The organism is Janibacter melonis, assembly GCF_003721155.3.
GTDB lineage: Bacteria > Actinomycetota > Actinomycetes > Actinomycetales > Dermatophilaceae > Marihabitans > Marihabitans melonis.
Genome location: NZ_CP044548.2, coordinates 2580643 through 2599011, shown reverse-complemented (window position 1 = coordinate 2599011; position 18369 = coordinate 2580643). Strand labels below are relative to the sequence as shown.

At 73.1% G+C, this 18369-nt stretch carries 17 protein-coding genes; 7 read left to right on the top strand and 10 right to left on the bottom strand.

Annotated elements, in window-relative coordinates; translation table 11 throughout:
- Nucleotides 1–47 precede the first annotated feature (47 nt).
- The 3 genes from EEW87_RS12410 (at nucleotide 48) to EEW87_RS12400 (ending at nucleotide 2847) form a co-directional block, all read left to right on the top strand.
- Nucleotides 48–1454, top strand: a complete 1407-nt coding sequence (locus tag EEW87_RS12410) for a DUF222 domain-containing protein (RefSeq protein ID WP_163562451.1) — start codon at nucleotides 48–50, stop codon at nucleotides 1452–1454.
- Nucleotides 1355–1570 (top strand): HNH endonuclease signature motif containing protein, encoded by a 216-nt coding sequence (locus tag EEW87_RS17275; RefSeq protein ID WP_404812389.1) that lies wholly within the window; start codon nucleotides 1355–1357, stop codon nucleotides 1568–1570. The genes EEW87_RS12410 and EEW87_RS17275 overlap by 100 nt, the downstream gene beginning before the upstream one ends.
- 191 nt (nucleotides 1571–1761) lie before the next feature.
- Complete coding sequence (locus EEW87_RS12400) at nucleotides 1762–2847, top strand: winged helix DNA-binding domain-containing protein (protein WP_123093147.1); 1086 nt, start codon at nucleotides 1762–1764, stop codon at nucleotides 2845–2847.
- A 116-nt stretch (nucleotides 2848–2963) separates the two neighbouring features.
- On the opposite strand, the gene EEW87_RS12395 is transcribed toward EEW87_RS12400, so the two are convergent.
- Nucleotides 2964–3509, bottom strand: a complete 546-nt coding sequence (locus EEW87_RS12395; RefSeq protein ID WP_163562449.1) for a GNAT family N-acetyltransferase — start codon at nucleotides 3507–3509, stop codon at nucleotides 2964–2966.
- A gap of 175 nt (nucleotides 3510–3684) precedes the next feature.
- On the opposite strand from EEW87_RS12395, the gene EEW87_RS12390 reads away from it, so the two are divergent.
- From EEW87_RS12390 to EEW87_RS12380, 3 genes are all read left to right on the top strand, one after another.
- Entirely contained in the window at nucleotides 3685–5166 is a 1482-nt protein-coding gene (locus EEW87_RS12390) for an NAD-dependent malic enzyme (RefSeq protein WP_068271188.1), read from the top strand.
- Nucleotides 5167–5333: 167 nt separating this feature from the next.
- Entirely contained in the window at nucleotides 5334–5825 is a 492-nt protein-coding gene (locus EEW87_RS12385; RefSeq protein WP_068271185.1) for a MarR family winged helix-turn-helix transcriptional regulator, read from the top strand.
- A gap of 34 nt (nucleotides 5826–5859) precedes the next feature.
- On the top strand, nucleotides 5860–6651 hold the full coding sequence (locus EEW87_RS12380) for a fructosamine kinase family protein (RefSeq protein WP_240341597.1): 792 nt from the start codon (nucleotides 5860–5862) through the stop codon (nucleotides 6649–6651).
- 62 nt (nucleotides 6652–6713) lie between these two features.
- On the opposite strand, the gene xylB is transcribed toward EEW87_RS12380, so the two are convergent.
- The 7 genes from xylB to EEW87_RS12345 form a co-directional block, all read right to left on the bottom strand.
- Nucleotides 6714–8159: a xylulokinase gene (gene xylB, locus EEW87_RS12375; protein ID WP_123093149.1), complete on the bottom strand. Its 1446-nt coding sequence runs from the start codon at nucleotides 8157–8159 to the stop codon at nucleotides 6714–6716.
- Nucleotides 8156–9391 (bottom strand): NAD(P)-dependent alcohol dehydrogenase, encoded by a 1236-nt coding sequence (locus tag EEW87_RS12370; RefSeq protein WP_318825916.1) that lies wholly within the window; start codon nucleotides 9389–9391, stop codon nucleotides 8156–8158. The genes xylB and EEW87_RS12370 overlap by 4 nt, the downstream gene beginning before the upstream one ends.
- Entirely contained in the window at nucleotides 9388–10458 is a 1071-nt protein-coding gene (locus EEW87_RS12365) for a zinc-dependent alcohol dehydrogenase family protein (protein WP_205473722.1), read from the bottom strand. Before EEW87_RS12365 ends, EEW87_RS12370 begins: the two co-directional genes overlap by 4 nt.
- Before the next feature lie 286 nt (nucleotides 10459–10744).
- Nucleotides 10745–12232 carry a mannitol dehydrogenase family protein gene (locus tag EEW87_RS12360; RefSeq protein WP_123093150.1) on the bottom strand — a complete coding sequence of 496 codons (1488 nt, stop codon included), beginning with the start codon at nucleotides 12230–12232 and terminating at the stop codon, nucleotides 10745–10747.
- Nucleotides 12232–13095, bottom strand: coding sequence for a carbohydrate ABC transporter permease (locus EEW87_RS12355; protein WP_123093151.1), 864 nt, complete (start codon nucleotides 13093–13095; stop codon nucleotides 12232–12234). Before EEW87_RS12355 ends, EEW87_RS12360 begins: the two co-directional genes overlap by 1 nt.
- Complete coding sequence (locus tag EEW87_RS12350) at nucleotides 13092–14033, bottom strand: carbohydrate ABC transporter permease (protein WP_083968307.1); 942 nt, start codon at nucleotides 14031–14033, stop codon at nucleotides 13092–13094. The genes EEW87_RS12355 and EEW87_RS12350 overlap by 4 nt, the downstream gene beginning before the upstream one ends.
- Nucleotides 14030–15391 carry an ABC transporter substrate-binding protein gene (locus tag EEW87_RS12345; RefSeq protein ID WP_404812147.1) on the bottom strand — a complete coding sequence of 454 codons (1362 nt, stop codon included), beginning with the start codon at nucleotides 15389–15391 and terminating at the stop codon, nucleotides 14030–14032. The genes EEW87_RS12350 and EEW87_RS12345 overlap by 4 nt, the downstream gene beginning before the upstream one ends.
- Nucleotides 15392–15510: 119 nt before the next feature.
- On the opposite strand from EEW87_RS12345, the gene EEW87_RS12340 reads away from it, so the two are divergent.
- Complete coding sequence (locus EEW87_RS12340; RefSeq protein WP_148041612.1) at nucleotides 15511–16440, top strand: sugar-binding transcriptional regulator; 930 nt, start codon at nucleotides 15511–15513, stop codon at nucleotides 16438–16440.
- On the opposite strand, the gene EEW87_RS12335 is transcribed toward EEW87_RS12340, so the two are convergent.
- Complete coding sequence (locus tag EEW87_RS12335) at nucleotides 16433–17293, bottom strand: Fpg/Nei family DNA glycosylase (protein WP_123093153.1); 861 nt, start codon at nucleotides 17291–17293, stop codon at nucleotides 16433–16435. The two genes, EEW87_RS12340 and EEW87_RS12335, sit on opposite strands and share 8 nt — an antisense overlap.
- Nucleotides 17286–18362: an App1 family protein gene (locus EEW87_RS12330; protein ID WP_123093154.1), complete on the bottom strand. Its 1077-nt coding sequence runs from the start codon at nucleotides 18360–18362 to the stop codon at nucleotides 17286–17288. Before EEW87_RS12330 ends, EEW87_RS12335 begins: the two co-directional genes overlap by 8 nt.
- Nucleotides 18363–18369: the final 7 nt, after the last annotated feature.

Below are 18369 nucleotides of genomic sequence, written 5' to 3'. Positions count from 1 at the left end.
TTCACCCCTCTCCGGACGGTCCGCGTCCGGGTGGGGTGTGCGGTGAGGTGCACGCCGGCCTCGACCGGCTCGAGGCCGACCTCGACGCGCTCGGGCGGGCGCCGGGGGTCACCGCCCGAGAGATGGGCGAGGTGATGCGTGAGCTGACCCGTCTGCTCAACCGGATGCAGGCGCTCACCGACAAGGGCGCGGCCGTCGCCGCGTCGATCGACGTCGCCGGGCGGACCGGGGCGCGGTCGACGGGGCAGTGGCTGGCCCAGGTGACGAGTAGCGACCCGCGGGCGGGCTACCGGCAGGCCCAGCGGGCCGAGGGCGCCGGTCTGGCCGCCGTGACGTCGGGCGGGAGCGTGTCGAAGGGGTCCGGGGAGCTGGGGGTCGGGGCGCCGGGGGTCGGGGCGCCAGGGGTCGGCACGGCGGGCGAAGGGGTGGCGGGCGAAGGGGTGGACGGGGCTGAGCCGCGCGGGCCCGAGGTGAGCCTCACGGGGCGCGCCCAGCTCGCCGGAGACCTGTCGCGCGAGCAGGTCGAGGTCATCCAGACCAGCCTGTCCGCGCTGCCCGACGGGCTGGCGCCGGAGACGGTCCTCGGGTGCGAGCGCGAGCTCATCGCGCTCGCGCAGGGGCACGGACCGCGAGACCTCCGCCGCCTCGCAGCGCGGGTGCTCGAGCAGGTCGGGCAGCCGGTCGAGGTCGTCGACGCCCACGAGGAGCACCAGGTGCGCAGCGCCGAGGACCTCGCGTGGGAGCGCGCCTCCTTCTGGATCCGCGACAACGGCGACGGGACGATGCACGGGCAGTTCACCGTGCCCACCCTCGCCGGGCAGACGCTGAAGAAGATCCTCGACGCGATGTCCTCGCCGCGACGACGCGGCGCCGCAGGTCCTGACGGCAGCACCGGGGCGGGTGACGAGACGTCGCCCGGCTCGGGCCTCTCAGGGGCGGGCGCGTCAGGGGCGAGCCCGTCAGGGGCCGGCGCCCCAGGGGCGAGCGCGTCGGGGGCCGGCGTGCCGCTCCCGGCGTGGTGCGACCCCGGGCTCAGCCCGCGCGACCGGCAGGTCGCCCGCCAGCAGCGCCAGGGCCAGGACCTCGCCGTGCTCCTCGGGCACCTGCCCACCGACCACCTCCACGAGAAGACGGCGGCCACCGTCGTCGTCACCACCCGGCTCAGCGACCTCGTCGGGGAGACACTGCGCGTCGGGTCCACCGACACCGGCGACACCCTCGCCCGGGCGAGGTCCGCCGGGTCGCGTGCCAGGCCGGCATCGTCCCCGCGGTCCTCGACGGAGACTCCGTCCCGATCGACCTCGGCCGGCAGACCCGCTTCTACTCATCGACGCAGCGCGTGGCGCTCGCGACCATCTACGACACGTGCGCGGCGCGAGGGTGCGACATCCCCTTCGCGTGGACCGAGATCCATCACGCGCACCCGTGGAAGCTCGGCGGGAGCACCGACCTGAAGAACGGCATCCCCCTGTGCGGCAGGCACCACCGCATGCTCGACCGGGGCTTCGAGCATCGGGTGCTGCGTGAGGGCAGCCGTGTCGTCGTCGAGCTCGCGAGACGACGGACGTAGAGGCGTGCCGTGGTCCCGAGGTGCTAGGAAGTGTGGAAGCGGGGCGACGAGCCTCGACCAGCCGTGGCCCCTGAGGTGCGGAGCGAAGCGGCGAGCCCCGACGGGCCGTCCACCGGCACGTGCGACGAGACAGGAGGGGTCCGCATGACCGAGGTCGTGACGGCGGGCCCGACGAGGCCTAGGTTCGTGCCATGACGCGCTGGACGGTGGAGGACGTCGCCCGGATGAGGCTGCTCTCGCAGCGGGTCGTCGACCCGATGGGGTCGCCGACGGAGGTGGTGCGGCACCTGGCGTGCACGCAGGCGCAGGACTTCCCCGGGTCGACCATGTCGATCGCGCTGCGGACGACCGGACGGTCGCTGGCGGAGGTCTACGACACGTACGACGCGGGCGAGATCGTGCGGTCGTGGCCGATGCGCGGCACCCTCTTCGCCGTGGCGGCCGAGGACCTCGGCTGGATGCTCGACGTCATGGGCGAGCCGACGCTGCGCTCGACGCAGCGCCGTCGTCTCGAGCTGGGGCTGCCGGACGAGGTCATCCAGCGCTCCGAGCAGGTGGCCCGCGAGTCGATCCCGGCCGAGGGGCTCAGCCGGTCCGAGCTGCTCGAGGCATGGACCCGGGCCGGGGTGCCGGTCGACAGCGGCCGGGGGTACCACCAGATCGCGCACCTCGCCCTGAGCCAGGTCATCTGCCTGGGCCCGACCCGTCGCGCGGAGGGGCGAGCGGTCGAGCAGCTCTTCGTGCTCAGCGAGGACTGGCTGCCGGCGACGGAGCGGTTGACGCGCGAGGAGGCCGTGACCCGGTGGTTCACGCGGTACGTGCTCGGGCACGGCCCGGTGGCCGAGGCCGACTTCATGTGGTGGAGCAAGTTCCTGCGCCGCGACCTCTCCCCCGTCGTCGCCGACCCGCCGACCACGCTGACGTCGATCGAGGTCGACGGGGTGAGGCACTGGGTCGACCCCGAGGTGCTCGAGACGTACGGCTCGCGCAAGCGGGCGACCGCAGCACCCCTGCTGCTGCCCGGCTTCGACGAGGTCGTGCTCGGCTACGGCGACCGCTCGCCGGTGATGACCGACGAGCAGGAGCGCGTGCACGTCGTCCCGGGCAAGAACGGCGTCTTCCGCCCCACCGTCGTCCAGGCCGGGCGCGCGCTCGGCACGTGGACCCGGCCCAAGGGCAAGGCCACGACGGTCGACGTCGTCGTCTTCGACGAGGACGGGCTACCCGGGCCGGTGGAGCGAGCGCTCCCCCGCCTCACCCAGGGGTTGCCGCGATGAGCCCGGTCCGACGCTGACCCGCGGAGGCCGGGCTACCTGAGACGGTCGATGAGCCCTTATGACGCCGTCTAGCGGTCAGGACATACGAGTGGAGACGGCGTCATCGACTCGGGTGGTCAGCCACCCGGGCGGTCGGCGACGAAGAGCATCGTCTCCTCGTCGTAGTAGTCGCGGCTGAGGCCGACGCGGGTCATGCCGATGCGCTCGCAGACGGCCTGGGAGGCGGAGTTCGCGGGGTCGGTGACGGCGACGACGCGCGGGAGCCCGGAGGCGAGGACGTGGTCGAGCACGGCACGGGCGGCCTCGGCGACGTAGCCGTGACCGGTGTGCTCGGGATGGGCGCGCCAGCCGATCTCGACGTCCTGCAGGGCGACGCCCGTCGAGGCCGGGATGGGCTGCAGCATGATGAGGGCGACCGGCACGGCCGGTGCGTCGTCGGCGGGCATCGTCTCGACGAGGACCACGCCGAGCACGGGATCCGCGTCGTACCTGCGGAAGCGCTCGATCCGTGCGGGCACGGCCTCGGCCGCGTCGGCGTCCTCGATGACCTGGCGCGGGATGAAGCGGCGCAGCCCGGGGTGCTGGTGCACGGCGAGGACGAAGTCGGCGTCGTCGGGCGTGAAGTGGCGCGTCCGCACGCGCTGGGCCGAGAGGGGGATCACCGCCCCATCGTCACCCAGCCGCGGCGTCAGCGAGGTGGCACGAGGCACGACGCGCGCGAGGGGCCCGACCGGTGAGCGAGGTGGGGGCTCGGCCGTCGGCTCGACAGGGCCACGAGACCGCGTGAGACATGAGACCGACTACGCCCCGAGCCCCCGGTGGTGAGACCCTACTCACATGGCCGCCGCTACTCCCTCGTCGTACTCGATCACCGTCCGCCTGCACACTGCGCCCGACCACGCCGTCGTCGGCCAGGTCGCCACCGTCATCGCACAGCAGGGCGGCATCGTCACCGCGATCGACGTCGCGGACTCCCGGCACGACCGCCTGGTCGTCGACGTCACGTGCTCCGGCATCGACGCCTCGCACACCGACCAGCTCGTCGCCGCCGTCGAGGAGGTCGAAGGGGTCAAGGTCCACAAGGTCTCCGACCGCACCTTCCTGCTCCACCTCGGCGGCAAGATCGAGGTCAAGTCGAAGGTCCCCCTTCGCACCCGTGACGACCTCTCGATGGCCTACACCCCCGGTGTCGGCCGGGTGAGCATGGCGATCGCCAAGCAGCCCGAGGACGCGCGACGCCTCACCATCAAGGGCAACACGGTCGCCGTCGTCACCGACGGCTCGGCCGTGCTCGGCCTGGGCAACATCGGCCCTGAGGCCGCGATGCCGGTCATGGAGGGCAAGGCCGCGCTCTTCAAGCGCTTCGCCGACATCGACGCCTGGCCGATCTGCCTGGCCAGCCAGGACCCCGACGAGATCGTGCGCGCCGTCGAGATGATCGCCCCCGGCTTCGGCGGCATCAACCTCGAGGACATCGCCGCTCCGCAGTGCTTCGAGATCGAGCGTCGGCTGCGCGAGAGCCTCGACATCCCCGTCTTCCACGACGACCAGCACGGCACCGCGATCGTCGTGCTCGCCGCGCTGCGCAACGCCCTGCGCGTCCTCGGCAAGGAGCTCGACACCGCTCGTCTCGTCGTCTCCGGCGCGGGGGCCGCGGGCAGCGCCATCGTCACCCTGCTCATGGCCGCGGGCGCCAAGGACGTCGTCATGTACGACCGCGAGGGCTGCCTGTCCGCCGACGACGACTCGCTGCCGCCGGCCAAGCTCGAGCTCGCGCAGCGGACCAACCCGCGTCGGGTCCGCGGCGACCTCACCGCCGGCCTCGAGGGCGCCGACGTCTTCATCGGCGTGAGCGCCCCGGGCATCCTCAAGGCCGAGTGGATCCGCGACCACATGGCGAGCGACCCGATCGTCTTCGCGCTGGCCAACCCCGACCCGGAGATCGACCCCGCCGAGGCCGCGCAGTACGCCGCGGTCGTCGCCTCGGGCCGCTCGGACTACCCGAACCAGATCAACAACGTCCTCGCCTTCCCGGGCGTCTTCCGCGGTCTGCTCGACGCGGGCGCCGAGGACGTGACGATCGAGATGCTCATCCGCGCGGCCGACGCCATCGCCGGCGTCGTCACCGACGAGGAGCTCAACCGCAGCTACATCATCCCCAGCGTCTTCCACGCCGACGTCACCGACGCGGTCGCCACGGCGATCGCGGGCGACGGCAAGACCACGACCGGGTCGGGCGCCGGCGGCAGCGACGGACCGGCCGTCACGCGGCCGGCCGTGGACCCGATCGAGGAGGTCGGCACCACGCCGACCGCCTGACCCGCCTGACCGTCCGCCGCGCCTGACGCCGGCGCGCTGACCGGGCACGACGTGCGCCCCGCTCGGGTCGAGGGCGGGGCGCGCGTCTGCCGGCAGGGTGACCACGAGCGACCGCCCCGTCGCCCGCGTCATTTGTTGACAAGACAACTTTTGCGTAGACTGCACGCATGACGACTCCCTGGCTCAGCACCCCGCAGCTGGCCACGTGGGTCCGCACGGTGGCGGTCATGGAGCTGCTCCCCGCCGCGCTCGACGCGCAGATGCGCCGCGAGAGCGCGATGACGAGCTTCGAGTACCAGGTCCTCGCGATGCTCTCGGAGGCGACCGACCGCACGTTGCGGATGACCGCGCTGGCCGCGCAGACGAACTCGACCCTGCCCCGCCTCAGCCACGTCGTGAAGCGTCTCGAGGACCGCGGGCTCGTCGAGCGCAGCCGCTGCCCCAGCGACGGCCGGGCGACGAACGCCTCGCTCACCGACGACGGCGTGCGCGCGGTCGAGGCCGCCGCGCCCGGTCACGTCCGCGCCGTGCGCGAGTACGTCGTCGACGCCCTCACCGAGGAGCAGATGACCCAGCTCGGCGAGATCACCGACGCGATCCTCGGCCGGATCGACCCCGACGGCAAGATGACCTCGCTCTACCACCGGCACGACAGCTGACCGGGGGCGCGCTCCCCCTTCGTAGGCTGGTCCGGTGAGCACCGAGGACCCAGAGATCTTCCGCAAGGACGCCGGCGAGGCGCCCGCCGGCTACACGGCCTGGGAGGCCAGCGGCCTGCTCTGGCTCGAGGAGGCCGAGGAGGGCGGCGGCGCGCGGGTGGTGCGCGTGCACGACGTGCAGACCGGCCACCTCGACCTCGAGCGGCTCTCGCCGGTGCCGCCGACGAACTTCCAGGCCGACGCCTTCGGCGCTGCGCTCGCCGCGACGCACGCGGCCGGGGCGCCGGCCTTCGGCTCTCCGCCCGCCCGATGGACGACCCACGGGTTCCTCGGACCGTCGATCCGACCGCTGCCCCTGCCGCTGCAGGAGACCGCGACGTGGGGCGAGTTCTACGGCGAGCAGCGGGTGCTCCACACGTACCGGCTCGGTCGCAACCAGGGCACCTTCGACACCGACGGCGACCGGACGCTCTTCGAGGCGGTCGCCGCGCGGCTGGCGACCGGCGAGCACGACACCGACGACGCACCCGCGCGCCTGCACGGCGACCTGTGGGCGGGCAACGTCATGTGGACCCGCTCCGGCGGGGTGCTCGTCGACCCCGCCGCCCACGGCGGCCACCGCGAGGGCGACCTCGCGATGCTCATGCTCTTCCGCGGGCCGCACGTCGCGCGCATCGTCGCGGCGTACGACGAGGCGGCACCTCTCGCCGACGGGTGGCAGGAGCGCGTCCCGCTGCACCAGCTGCACCCGGTGATGCTCCACGCCGTCCTCTTCGGCGGGGGCTACGTCGAGCAGGCCCGGTCGATCGCCCGCCGGTACGTCTGAGCCGCGGGCCGTCTGAGCCGCCGACACATCTGAGCCGCGGGCCGTCTGAGCCGCTGAGGCGGCTAGAGGGCCTGGGCCCCCGCCGCGACCTCGCCGAGCTCGGGGTGCCGCGTGCGGAGCAGCTCGGTGTAGCGCGCGCGGACCTCGGCGTGCGCCTGCGCGGCAGCGCCAATCGGCTCGCGGGTCACGTCGTGACGCACCGACCACGTCGGCGGCGCCTCTCCCCCGTCGAGGACCCACGCGGCCTGACGCGCAGCCCCGAGGGCGACGTACTCCCCCGCCACCGGGACGACGACGGGCAGGCCGATGAGGTCGGCGGTGATCTGCGGGACGAGCGGTGAGGCCGAGGCACCGCCGATGAGCAGCACGCGTCGCGCCTCGATGCCCGCCTCACGGATGCGGTCGACCCCCTCGGCGAGGTTGCACAGCATCCCCTCGTGCGCGGCCCGGGCCATGCCCTCGCGGGTCATCGCCGCCCGGGCCAGACCACCGAGCGTGCCGGTGGCGGTCGGGAGGTTCGGGGTGCGCTCGCCGTCGAGGAAGGGCAGGAGCGTCAGCCCGCCCGACCCCGGCTCGGCCCGGCCGGCCAGCTCGGCCAGCTCGGCGAGGTCGACGCCGAGCAGCTGTGCCGTCGCGACGAGGACGCGGGCGGCGTTGAGGGTGCACACGAGGGGCAGGAAGCCGCCTTCGGCGTCGGCGAAGCCGGCGATGTCGCCGCTCGGGTCGGCGACGGCGCGGTCGTGCCGGGCGAAGACCGTGCCGCTCGTGCCGAGCGAGACGACGACGTCGCCGGGCTCGAGGCCAAGACCGAGGCCGGCGGCCATGTTGTCGCCGGTGCCTGCGCCGACGAGGAGGCCGTCGGGGGTGCGGCCCGCGGCCTCGCCCGGGCCGAGCACGCGCGGCAGCTCGGGCACGTGGCCAAGCGAACGACGCAGGAGGTCGGGCAGGTACTCGCCGCTCGCGGGCGAGTAGTAGCCGGTGCCGGAGGCCTCGCCGCGGTCGGTGACCGCGGGGGCGACCGGCTCGCCGCCGTCGAGCATCCGGCCGGTGAGCCAGTCGTGCGGCAGCTCGACCCGGGCGGTGCGCGCGGCGTGCTCGGGCTCGTGCTCGGCCAGCCACCGCAGCTTCGTCACGGTGAAGCTCGCCGTCGGCACCGACCCGGCGCTGTCCACCCAGGCCTGCGGGCCGCCGAGCTCCTCGACGAGGGCGCGGGCCTGGGGCGCGGAGCGGGTGTCGTTCCACAGCAGGGCGTCGCGCACGACCTCGCCGGACTCGTCGGTCGCGACCATGCCGTGCTGCTGGCCGCCGACGGCGATGGCCTCGACGCCGTCGAGCAGCCCGCCGCGGGTCGCCTCGCACCACGCGTCCCACCAGCGTATCGGGTCGACCTCGGTGCCGTCGGGGTGGGCGGCGCGGCCCTGCCGCACGACCTCACCGGTCGCGGCGTCGCAGACGACGACCTTCGTGGACTGGGTCGAGGAGTCGACCCCGGCGACGAGACGGGTCACGAGCGGTCCTCCGTGTCGGGGGTGGTGCGGGAGCCGGGCGAAGGGGGCTGCCCGGGCCTGGACGTCGAGGTGTCGGGCGAAGGGGTCTGCCCAGGCGTGGACGACGAGGTGCCGGTCGACGGGGTGCCGGGCGACGGGGTGGCGGGCGACGGAGTGGCGGGCGACGGAGTGCCGGGCGACGGGGCGTCGGGCGACGTGCGGGCCTGCCCCGGCACGACGAGCGCCTTGACGAGGCCGGGGTCGTCGCGACCGGCGGTGAGCGCGGCCGCGGCGTCGTCGAGGGCGAAGGTGCGCACCGGCATCGCGTCGAGGACGACGGCGCCGGATGCCGCGAGCGCGACGGCGGTCGGCCACGTCCCGGCGTAGCGGAAGGTGCCGGTGATGCTCACCTCGCGGTCCTGCAGGATCGCGAGCGGGATGCTCACCTCGTCGCCGCCCATGCCGACGAGCACGGCGCGGCCGGCGGGCGCGAGCGCCTCGAGCCCGGAGGCGACGGCCGAGGGGTGACCGGAGCACTCGAGGAGCACCTCGACCGGGCCGGGACCCGCGCCCGCGGTCTCCTCGGCGGGGTCGTGGACCCTCAGGCCGAGCGCAGCGGCGACGGCCCGGCGCTGGGGGGCGACGTCGCTGACGATGACGTCGGCACCGGACGCACGGGCGACCTGGGCGGCGAGCAGCCCGACCGGCCCCGCGCCGGTGACGAGCACGCGGTCGCCGAGGGCGACCTCGGCTCGGCGGCAGGCCCAGATGCCGACCGACAGCGGCTCGAGCATCGCCGCGGCGACGTCGCTCACCTCGTCGGGCACCGGGTGGGCCATCGAGGCGTGGATCGCGACGTGCTGCTGCATCGAGCCGTCGACGGGCGGGGTGGCGTGGAAGACCATCTGCGGGCAGAGGTTGTAGCGGCCCGACCGGCAGGTGGGGCAGGTGCCGCAGGGCACGCCCGGCTCGAGGGAGACGCGCTCGCCGACGCGGGCCGGGTCCACCCCTTCGCCCACCGCGATGACGCGACCGCTCGCCTCGTGGCCGAGGACGAGGGGCTCGCGCACGACGTGCGGACCGATGCGGCCGTGCAGGAGGTAGTGGGTGTCGGAGCCGCACACCCCGACGGCGGCGATCTCGACGAGGACCTCGCCGAGCCCGGGGGTGGGCACGCGGCGCTCCTCGACGACGATGTCGCCGACACCTCGCAGCACCGCCGCGCGCATCGTCTCCGGCACCGCGGCGCTCATCGCTCGTCCCACGTGATGACGACCTTGCCGGCGGCGCCGGCCGCGGCGAGCTCGTAGGCCCGGTCGGCCTGCGCGAGCGGCAGCCGGTCGGTGACCACCCGCTCGGGGTGCTCGCCCCATCGGTCGAGCAGGGTGAGCAGCTCGGCCATGTGGTGCAGAGAGGTCACCCACGAGCCGTGGACCTCGAGCTGCTTGTGGATCATGAGGTCGGAGACGGCGAAGTCGACCGTGCCGCCCTCGCCGACGAAGACGCAGCGTCCCCGCACCGCCGTGCTGCGCAGGGCGGCATGCCGGGCGTCGGGGTGCCCGGAGCAGTCGATGCTCACCTCGACGCCGTGGCCGCCGGTGTGCTCGGCGACGACGTCGTCGAGGGTGCTCGCGTCGGTGATCGCCGCGTCGACGAGACCGAGCTCGAGGGCGAGGGCGGCCCGCTCGGGCGAGGGGTCGGAGCCGATGACGGTCGTCGTGCCGAGGTGGCGACCGAGCATCGCCGCGGCGAGGCCGACCGGGCCGAGCCCGGTGACGAGCAACCGGTCGCGACCGCTCACCCGACCGCGCAGCAGGCCCTCGTAGGCGGTGCCGAAGCCGCACGAGACGAGCGCACCGTCGACGTGGGTGAGCGAGTCCGGCAGCGGCAGGCACGAGACGGCGTCGGCGAGCATGTAGTCGGCGTGGCCGCCGTCGCGCTGCCAGCCGTGGGCGGCGCGCTGCGCGGAGGTGCACCCGATGGGGTACCCGCGGCGGCACTCGTCGCAGCGCTGGCAGCCGGCGATGTGGTAGACGACGACGCGGTCGCCGACGGCGAGGTCGACGACGCCCGGCCCGAGGAGGGCGACGTCGCCGCACGGCTCGTGGCCACCGACGACACCCTGGTAGGCCTCGGCACCGTGCCCGAGGTGCTCGCGGTAGATCGCCCGGATGTCGCTGCCGCAGATCGAGGACGCCCGCATCCGGAGCAGGACCTGGCCCGGCCCCGGCTCGGGGACGGGCAGGGTCACGTGCTCGACGGTGGAGTCCCCGGGCAGACGCACGCCGGGCATGCTCGTCGGGATCGTCGTGGTGCTCATCTCAGTCATGCTCTCGTGCTCGGCGGGTGGGGAGTGGTCCTGGGGGTCGGTGGTCTCGAGGCTCGCGCCCTGGCGGGCGACTCGCACCTCGTCCAGCGAAGAGGGCGAATGTGAGCGCAGGGGCGGGAGGGTTCGCGGAGCATCAAGCGGACCGGACCGGAGCCGAGGGCGCGCAGCGCCCCAGGCGAAGGGAGGACCAAGGCTCCGCGGGCCCTGCTGCGCCGGAGCGGCGGCGGCAGGTGGTCTCGAGGCTCGCTGACGCTCGCACCTCGACCAGCAATGGGGGTCACTGCTGGGTGTTGACGCGGCGGACCGCCTCGCGGGCGCCGTCGCGGTGGAGGACCTCGAGGTGCTCGAGGTAGACCGACGTGAAGCGCTCGTCCTGCGCGAGGTCGCCGAAGAGCTCGTCGTCGCGCAGGAAGGCGAGCGGGTCGTCGCCGAGCTGGGCCTGGGCCGCCGCGAGCACGCGGTCGCGGCGGTGGTCGACGACCTCGATCGGCTGACCCTGCTCGTCGACACCCTCGGCGTACCGGGCCCAGGCGGCGACGACGAGCGCGCTGCGCGAGATCTCGCCGCCGTGCTCGAGGTTGTGCCGGACGACGGGGAGCAGCCACTTCGGGATCCGGTCGGAGGACTCCGCGCACAGCCGGGCGAGGGTGTCGCGGATCTGCGGGTTGGCGAAGCGCTCGACGAGCGTGTCGGAGTACTCCTGCAGGTCGACCCCGGGCACCTCCGGCAGCGTCGGGCGGCCCTCGTCGCGCATGTACCCCTGGAGGAAGGTGACGAAGTCCTCGTCGCTGCACACCTCGTGCGCGTACCGGTGCCCGGCGAGGTAGCCGAGGTAGCACAGCGCCTGGTGGCTGGCGTTGAGCAGCCGCAGCTTCATCAGCTCGTAGGGCTCGACGTCGTCGACGAGCTGGGCGCCGACCTCCTCGACCGGCGGTCGCCCGTCGACGAAGTGGTCCTCGAGCACCCACTGGGTGAAGGGCTCGCACACGACGGGCCAGCCGTCGTCGACGCCGAGCTGCTCGCGCACCGTCGCGCGGTCCTCGTCGGTGGTCACCGGGGTGATCCGGTCGACCATCGCGTTGGGGAAGGCGACCTCCTCCTCGATCCAGCCGGCGAGCTCGGGGTCGCGCTGGGCGGCGAAGGTCGTCACGGCGTGCCGGGCGACGTCGCCGTTGCCGGGCAGGTTGTCGCACGACATGACGGTGAAGGGCGCGGTGCCGGCGTCACGTCGTCGGCGCAGGGCCTCGACGAGGTACCCGAAGGCCGTCCGCGGCGGGCCGTCGCCGGCGAGGTCGGAGGCCAGGCTCGGGTGCGCCGGGTCGAAGCGGCCGGTCACCTGGTTGATGAGGTAGCCGCCCTCGGTGATCGTCAGCGAGACCACGCGGGTCGTCGGCGCGGTGAGCCGGTCGAGGACCACCTCGGGGTCGTCGGGGGCGAGCAGCGCCTCACGGATCGAGCCGACCACCCTCCCCTCGAGCTGCCCGTCCGGGTGCTTGACGACGAGCGTGTACAGGCCGTCCTGCGCCGTGAGGGTCTCGACGACCCGGCGGTCGTGGTCGAGCAGGCCGACACCGGTGACCGCCCACTCCTGCGCGCCGTCGACTCCCCCTTCGAGCAGCCGGTCGAGGTACATCGCGAGGTGCGCCCGGTGGAAGCCGCCGATCCCGACGTGCACCACCCCGGTCCGCAGCGCGGACCGGTCGTACGTCGGCACCGAGACCCGGCCCAGCTGCGGCAGCGCGGACTGCGTGAGAGCCACCGCCATCAGCGCACCGCACCCATCGACAGGCCCTGGACGAGCTTGTCCTGCGCGGCGAAGCCGGCGATGAGCACCGGCAGCGAGACGACGAAGGAGGCGGCGCACACCTTGGCGAGGAAGAGGCCCTGGCTCGTGACGAAGCCGGTGAGGAAGACCGGGGCGGTCTGGGCGACCGTGCTCGTGAGCACCCGGGCGAGGAGCAGCTCGTTCCAGCTGAAGATGAAGCAGATGAGCGAGGCGGCGGCGATGCCCGGCATGACGACCGGCGCGATGATCCGCGTGAGCGTCCGGATGAGCCCGGCGCCGTCGATCTGCGCGGCCTCGAGCATCTCGACCGGCACCTCCGCGAGGAAGGAGCGCAGCATCCACACCGCGATCGGCAGGTTCATCGCCGTGTAGAGGATCGTCAGCGCCCAGATGTTGTCGAGCACCTGCAGCTTGCTGGCGAAGAGGTAGATCGGCATGATCGCCGCGACGATCGGCAGCATCTTCGTCGAGAGGAAGAAGAAGAGGACGTCGGTCCACTTCTCCACCGGCTTGATCGACAGCGCGTACGCGGCCGGCAGCGCGAGGACGATGCACAGGACCGTGCTCACGACGCTCGCCGTCATCGAGTTGAGCAGCGGCGGCCACGGCCCCGCGTCGAGGAAGGTCTGGTAGCCCTCCGTCGAGATCGGCGCGAAGAAGCTCGGCGGGTTCGTCGCCGCGTCGGCCTCGCTGTGGAAGGACGTGAGGATCATCCACAGCACGGGGGCGACGAAGAGCAGGGCGATGACCCAGGCGGCGACGCTCAGCAGGACGCCCTTGCGGCTGGGCCCGCTCCGCGGCTTCTTCGTCCGTGCTCCGGGGGTGGCGGTCGCGGTGCTCACTTGTCCTCCTGGAAGATCGACAGGGCCGTGCGCAGGGCGAGAGAGGCGACGATGAGCGTGCCGATGACGGTGATGACGCCGGCGGCCGACGCCCGGCCGTAGTCCTGCCCGATGTAGAAGGTCTCGTAGATGTAGTACGGCAGGTTCGCGGTGCCGAGCCCGCCGCCGGTGATCGTGAAGACGTGGTCGAAGTTCTGCACGACGTAGATCGCGCCGAGCAGCCCGGCGAGCTCGATGTAGCGGCGCAGGTGGGGCAGCGTCATGTTCGTGAAGATCTGCCACGAGCTCGCGCCGTCGATGCGCGCCGCCTCGACGACGTCGAGCGGTCGGCTCTGCAGCCCGGCCAGCAGGATGAGCATCATGAAGGGCGTCCACTGCCACACGAGCGCGACGATGATCGAGATGAGCGGGTTGTTCGTGATCCAGTCCGGCTGCGGTGCGTCGTCGCCGAAGATCGTCGTCAGCATGCCGTTGAGCAGGCCGTACTCGGGGTTGTAGAGCGCGTGCTTCCACAGCAGCGCGGCCGCGACCGGCACGACGAGGAAGGGCGTGATCATCATCGTGCGCACGAAGCCGCGACCCCGGAAGGGCCGGTCGAGCAGCAGCGCGATGCCCAGGCCGAGCAGCAGGCTGAGGATGACGACGCTCGCCGTGAGGATGATCGTCACGACGACCGCGTTGCGCGCGTTGGTGTCGGTGAAGATGTCGACGAAGTTCTGCACCCCGGCGAAGCCGCGGTCGTCGGGGTAGTAGGAGTTCCAGTTCATGAAGGAGATCCCCAGGGCCACCACGAAGGGGAGCTGGGTGAGGATGATCGTGAAGATCAGCGCGGGCAGCAGCGGGGCCCGCCGTGCCCACCGACCGGCCTTGTCGAGCCGCCTGTCGTCCGTGGCGGGTCCTTCACGGTCCACCCGGCGCTCCTGCGTCGTCGCGCTCACTGCTCCTCCTCGCGTCTCTGGTACTTCGTGCTGACGTCCTCCGCGAGGACCTGCCCGTTGGCGAGAGCCTCGGGCACGGTCTGCTTGCCGGCGATCGCCGAGCTGATCTCCTGGCTCACCTGGGTCCCGAGGATGGGGAACTCGGGGATGTCGACGAACTGGATGCCCGGTGCGGGCCGGGGCTGGAGCCCGGGGTTCTCCGGGTCGGCAGACTCGATGGCCTTGAGGGTCGGCTCGGCGAAGGCTCCCGCGACCTCGAGGTAGTCCTTGTTCTCGTAGGTCGAGCGGCGCTTGCCGGAGGGCACGTTGGCCCAGCCGATCTCCGTGCCGACCGTCTCCTCGAACTCCTTGCTGCTCGCCCAGGAGATGAACTCCCACGCGGCGTCCTTGCGCGTGCTCGCCGACTGCATCGACCAGGCCCACGTGTAGAGCCAGCCCGAGCTCTTCGTCTCCTTGACCGGCGCGGCGGCGTAGCCGAACTTGCCCTTGTTCGGCGAGTCCTCGGCCTCGATCGAGCCGGCGGCGGAGGTGGCGTCGTACCACATCGCGGTCTGCCCCTGGACGAGGCTGTTGAGGCACTCGGCGAAGCCGGACTGCGCGGCGCCGGTCTGCCCGTGATCGCGCACGAGGTCCACGTAGAACTGCACGGCCGCGGTGAACTCCGGGGAGTTGACCTTCGCCGTCCAGTCCTCCTCGAACCACGTGCCGCCGTAGGTGTTGACGACGGTCGTCAGGGGCGCGAAGACCTGGCCCCACCCGGGCAGGCCGCGCAGGCAGATGCCGTCCATGCCCGGCTCCTTGTCGTCGACCGCCGCGGCCGCCTCGGCGACCTCGTCCCACGTGGGGTTGGCCGGCATCGACACCCCGTGCTTGGAGAGCACGTCCTTGCGGTACATGAGGAAGGAGCTCTCGCCGTAGAAGGGCTCGGCGTAGATCGACCCGTCGGAGGACAACGACGTCGCCATCGACTCGAGGATGTCGTCCTGGTCGAAGTCGGGGTCGGCGTCGATGTACTCGTCGAGCGGGGCGATCCACCCGGCCTTGGCGTAGATCGGCACCTCGAAGTTGCTCAGCGAGGCGACGTCGTACTGCCCGGCCTGGCTGGAGAACTCCTGGCTGATCTTGCCGCGGACGTCGTTCTCCGGCAGGACGGTGTAGTTGACCTTGATCCCCGTCTCCTTGGTGAAGTACTCCTCGGTGAGGTTCTGCAGGTCGACCATCTGGGGGTTGTTGACCATGAGGACGTTGATGCTGTCCTGCCCGCCCTCGCCGGCCCCACCTCCCCATCCGGCGGTGCAGCCACCGACGAGGAGGACCGAGAGCGTGGCCCCGATCGTCCGAGATCTCTTGTGCGACACGTCAGTCCTCCGTCGTGGCGGGTCCGGCCCGATGGCCCCTCGTGGCGCTCTCCGTCGAGCGCGGGACGCTCATCTGAGCAGCCGTGGTGCTCAGATGAGTATTGAAGTACCGTGCATCCGTGTCAACCGGAAGCGCGCTGGAGCCGCTGAGCCCCGCGGAGCGGGCCTCGTGCGTCGCCGCTGCTCGGATGCACTACCTCGAGGACCGCAGCAAGACCGACATCGCCGAGACGCTCGGCGTCTCGCGCTTCAAGGTCGCCCGGCTCATCGAGCTCGCCCGGCAGCACGGGATCGTGCGCATCCAGATCGACGACGACTCGTGCGTCGACCTCGAGCTCTCCGAGCGGCTGCGCTCCGAGCTCGGCCTGCAGCGCGCCGTCGTCGCGACCGGCGACGTCGCGCTCGCCGCGGCCGACCTGCTCCCCCAGCTGCTCTCCGACGGCGACGTCCTCGGGCTGCCGTGGTCGCGGACCATCGCCCGCATGGTCGAGCAGGTCCACGACCTGCCGGTCGTCGACGTCGTCCAGCTCACCGGCGCCCACCAGTCGCCCGGGATCGACACGAGCGCGGTCGCCATCGCGCGCGCCGTCGCCCGGGTGAGCGGCGGGAGCTCGACGCTCTTCTTCGCCCCCTTCGTCGCCGAGGACGCCGAGGCCGCGGCGACCTTCGCCCGCCAGCCCGAGGTCCGGGCGGCGCGCGCGCAGCTGCGCCGCGTCACCCACGCGCTCGTCGCCGCCGGGGCCTGGCAGGAGGGCTCCTCGACGGTCCACGACGCGATCTCGCCGACCGCCCGGCGCCAGGCCGCCAGGCAGGGCGTCGTCGGCGAGGTCGCCGGCGTGCTCCTCGACGCGCAGGGCCGCGCCGTCGCGAGCGCGACCTACGACCGGCTCGTCACCCTCTCGCTGCGCGACCTCGAGCGCATCCCCCACGTCGTCCTGCTCGCGGCGGGCGCGGAGAAGGCGCAGGTCGTGCGCGCCGCCGTCGCGGGCGGCTTCCCCGAGGCGCTCGTGTGCGACCGCGCGCTCGCGCAGGCGCTGCTGACTACTTGAGGAACTTGCTGCTGCGGCGGTCGGCGAGCGGCTTGCCGCCGGTCTGGCAGGTCGCGCAGTACTGCAGCGAGCGGTCGGCGAAGCTCACCTCGCGCACCACGTCGCCGCACACCGGGCAGGTCTCACCGGTCCGGCCGTGCACGCGCATCCCGGCCCGCTTCGCGTCCTTGAGCTCGGCGGCCGGCTTGCCCGACGCCGCCTCGACGGCCTCGGCGAGGACGTGGCGCATCGCGTCGTAGAGCAGGTCGAGGTCGTCGTCGTCGAGCGAGGAGACGAGGGCGAAGGGGGAGAGCCGCGCCGCGTGGAGGATCTCGTCGGAGTAGGCGTTGCCGATGCCCGCGATGACCCGCTGGTCGCGCAGCACGCCCTTGATCTGGCCCTTCTGCGCCCGGACGACCTCGCCGAAGCGCTCACGGGTGAAGTCGTCGGTCATCGGGTCGGGCCCGAGCGCGGCGACGCCCGGCACCTGCGCCGGGTCGCTCACGACGTAGGCGGCGAGCGACTTGCGGGTGCCGGCCTCGGTGAGGTCGAAGCCCGACCCGTCGGAGAAGCGCACGCGCAGCGCGATCGGCCCCTTGCCCGGGCGGGCCGTCGCGGCGGGTGCCTCCTCGTACCAGCGCAACCAGCCCGCCTTGGCGAGGTGGAAGACGAGATGCGTGCCGTCGCAGTCGAGGTCGACGAACTTGCCGTGCCGTCGCACGGCGTCGACCGGCAGCCCGGCGAGCGCCTGGGGCGGCGGGTCGTAGGTCTTGAGCACGGTGATCGAGGCCAGCTCGAGGCTGTCGACGGCCAGGCCGTCGAGGCGGTGGGCGAGGAAGTCGACGAGGCCGGTGACCTCGGGCAGCTCAGGCATCAGCGGTCCTCTCCTGGCCGGCGGCGATGGCGCGTCGCAGCACCGGCGCCATCGCGAAGCCGTCGGGCGCGCGCACGACGGGCAGGTCGACGCCGACGTGCTGCTCGAAGTCGTCGGTCGCCACGGGGGTGAAGTGCGAGAGCATCTGCTCGGTCGCGGTGAGCACCCGGATGCAGATCGCCCGGACGCGGTCGGGGCGCTGCTCGGCGAAGGCGCCGTAGATGCTCGGGTCGTGCTGCCCGTCGTCGCCGACGAGCACCCACCGCACCTGCGGCAGGTCCCGGGCCAGGCGGTGCAGGCAGGCCCGCTTGTGGTCCTGCCCGGAGCGGAACCAGCCGGTGTTCGTCGGGCCCCAGTCGGTCATGAGCAGCGGCCCGGGCGGGAAGCCGCCGCGGCGCATGAAGCGGGTGAGCTGGGGCACGGCGTTCCACGCCCCCGTCGAGACGTAGACGACCGGGGCACCGGGGTGCTCCTCGAGCAGCGAGCGGTACATCGTCGCCATGCCGCGCACCGGTCGGCGCGAGCCCTCGTGCCGGAAGAAGGTGTTGTACGCGGCGATGAAGGGCCGGGGCATCGTCGTCGTGATGATCGTGTCGTCGATGTCGCTGACGAGCCCCATCGTCGTCTCGGGCGCGACGACGAAGACCGAGGCGGTCGTCTCGGCCGCCCGCGGCGACTCCAGGCGCACCTCGTGCCAGCCCGGCTCGAGACCGTGCCCGGTGACGGTGAGGTCGAGCAGGCCCGAGCGGTCGGCCCGGGCGCGCACCTCGCGGTCGCCGACGTGCACCGTGACCGGCTCGCCGATCGCCGGGGTGGTGAAGAAGGCGCGCCACCCGCGTCGTTCGACGTCGGCGTTGCGCAGCTCGAGCCAGGTCGCGCCTGCGTCGGCGGCCGCCGGCGCGTAGGGGCGACGGGTCATGAGGACACGCCCGAGGATGCGCACCGACGAGGTCGACCCGTACCCGGTGAAGGCGAGCACCCGGGTGCCCCAGCCGCGGCGGCGCATGACGCCGGCGAGCTGTCGGTGCCACGCGTCCTCGAGGAGGGCGGCGGTGTGCGGGCGCGCCATGGCGTCA

Coding starts and splice junctions, on each gene's coding strand:
- EEW87_RS12390 (WP_068271188.1), top strand. CDS start 3,685: ATGGCCGCCGCTACTCCCTCGTCGTACTCGATCACCGTCCGCCTGCAC.
- EEW87_RS12335 (WP_123093153.1), bottom strand. CDS start 17,293: ATGCCTGAGCTGCCCGAGGTCACCGGCCTCGTCGACTTCCTCGCCCAC.
- EEW87_RS12365 (WP_205473722.1), bottom strand. CDS start 10,458: ATGAGCACCACGACGATCCCGACGAGCATGCCCGGCGTGCGTCTGCCC.
- EEW87_RS12400 (WP_123093147.1), top strand. CDS start 1,762: ATGACGCGCTGGACGGTGGAGGACGTCGCCCGGATGAGGCTGCTCTCG.
- EEW87_RS12385 (WP_068271185.1), top strand. CDS start 5,334: ATGACGACTCCCTGGCTCAGCACCCCGCAGCTGGCCACGTGGGTCCGC.
- EEW87_RS12330 (WP_123093154.1), bottom strand. CDS start 18,362: ATGGCGCGCCCGCACACCGCCGCCCTCCTCGAGGACGCGTGGCACCGA.
- EEW87_RS12360 (WP_123093150.1), bottom strand. CDS start 12,232: ATGGCGGTGGCTCTCACGCAGTCCGCGCTGCCGCAGCTGGGCCGGGTC.
- EEW87_RS12370 (WP_318825916.1), bottom strand. CDS start 9,391: ATGAGCGCCGCGGTGCCGGAGACGATGCGCGCGGCGGTGCTGCGAGGT.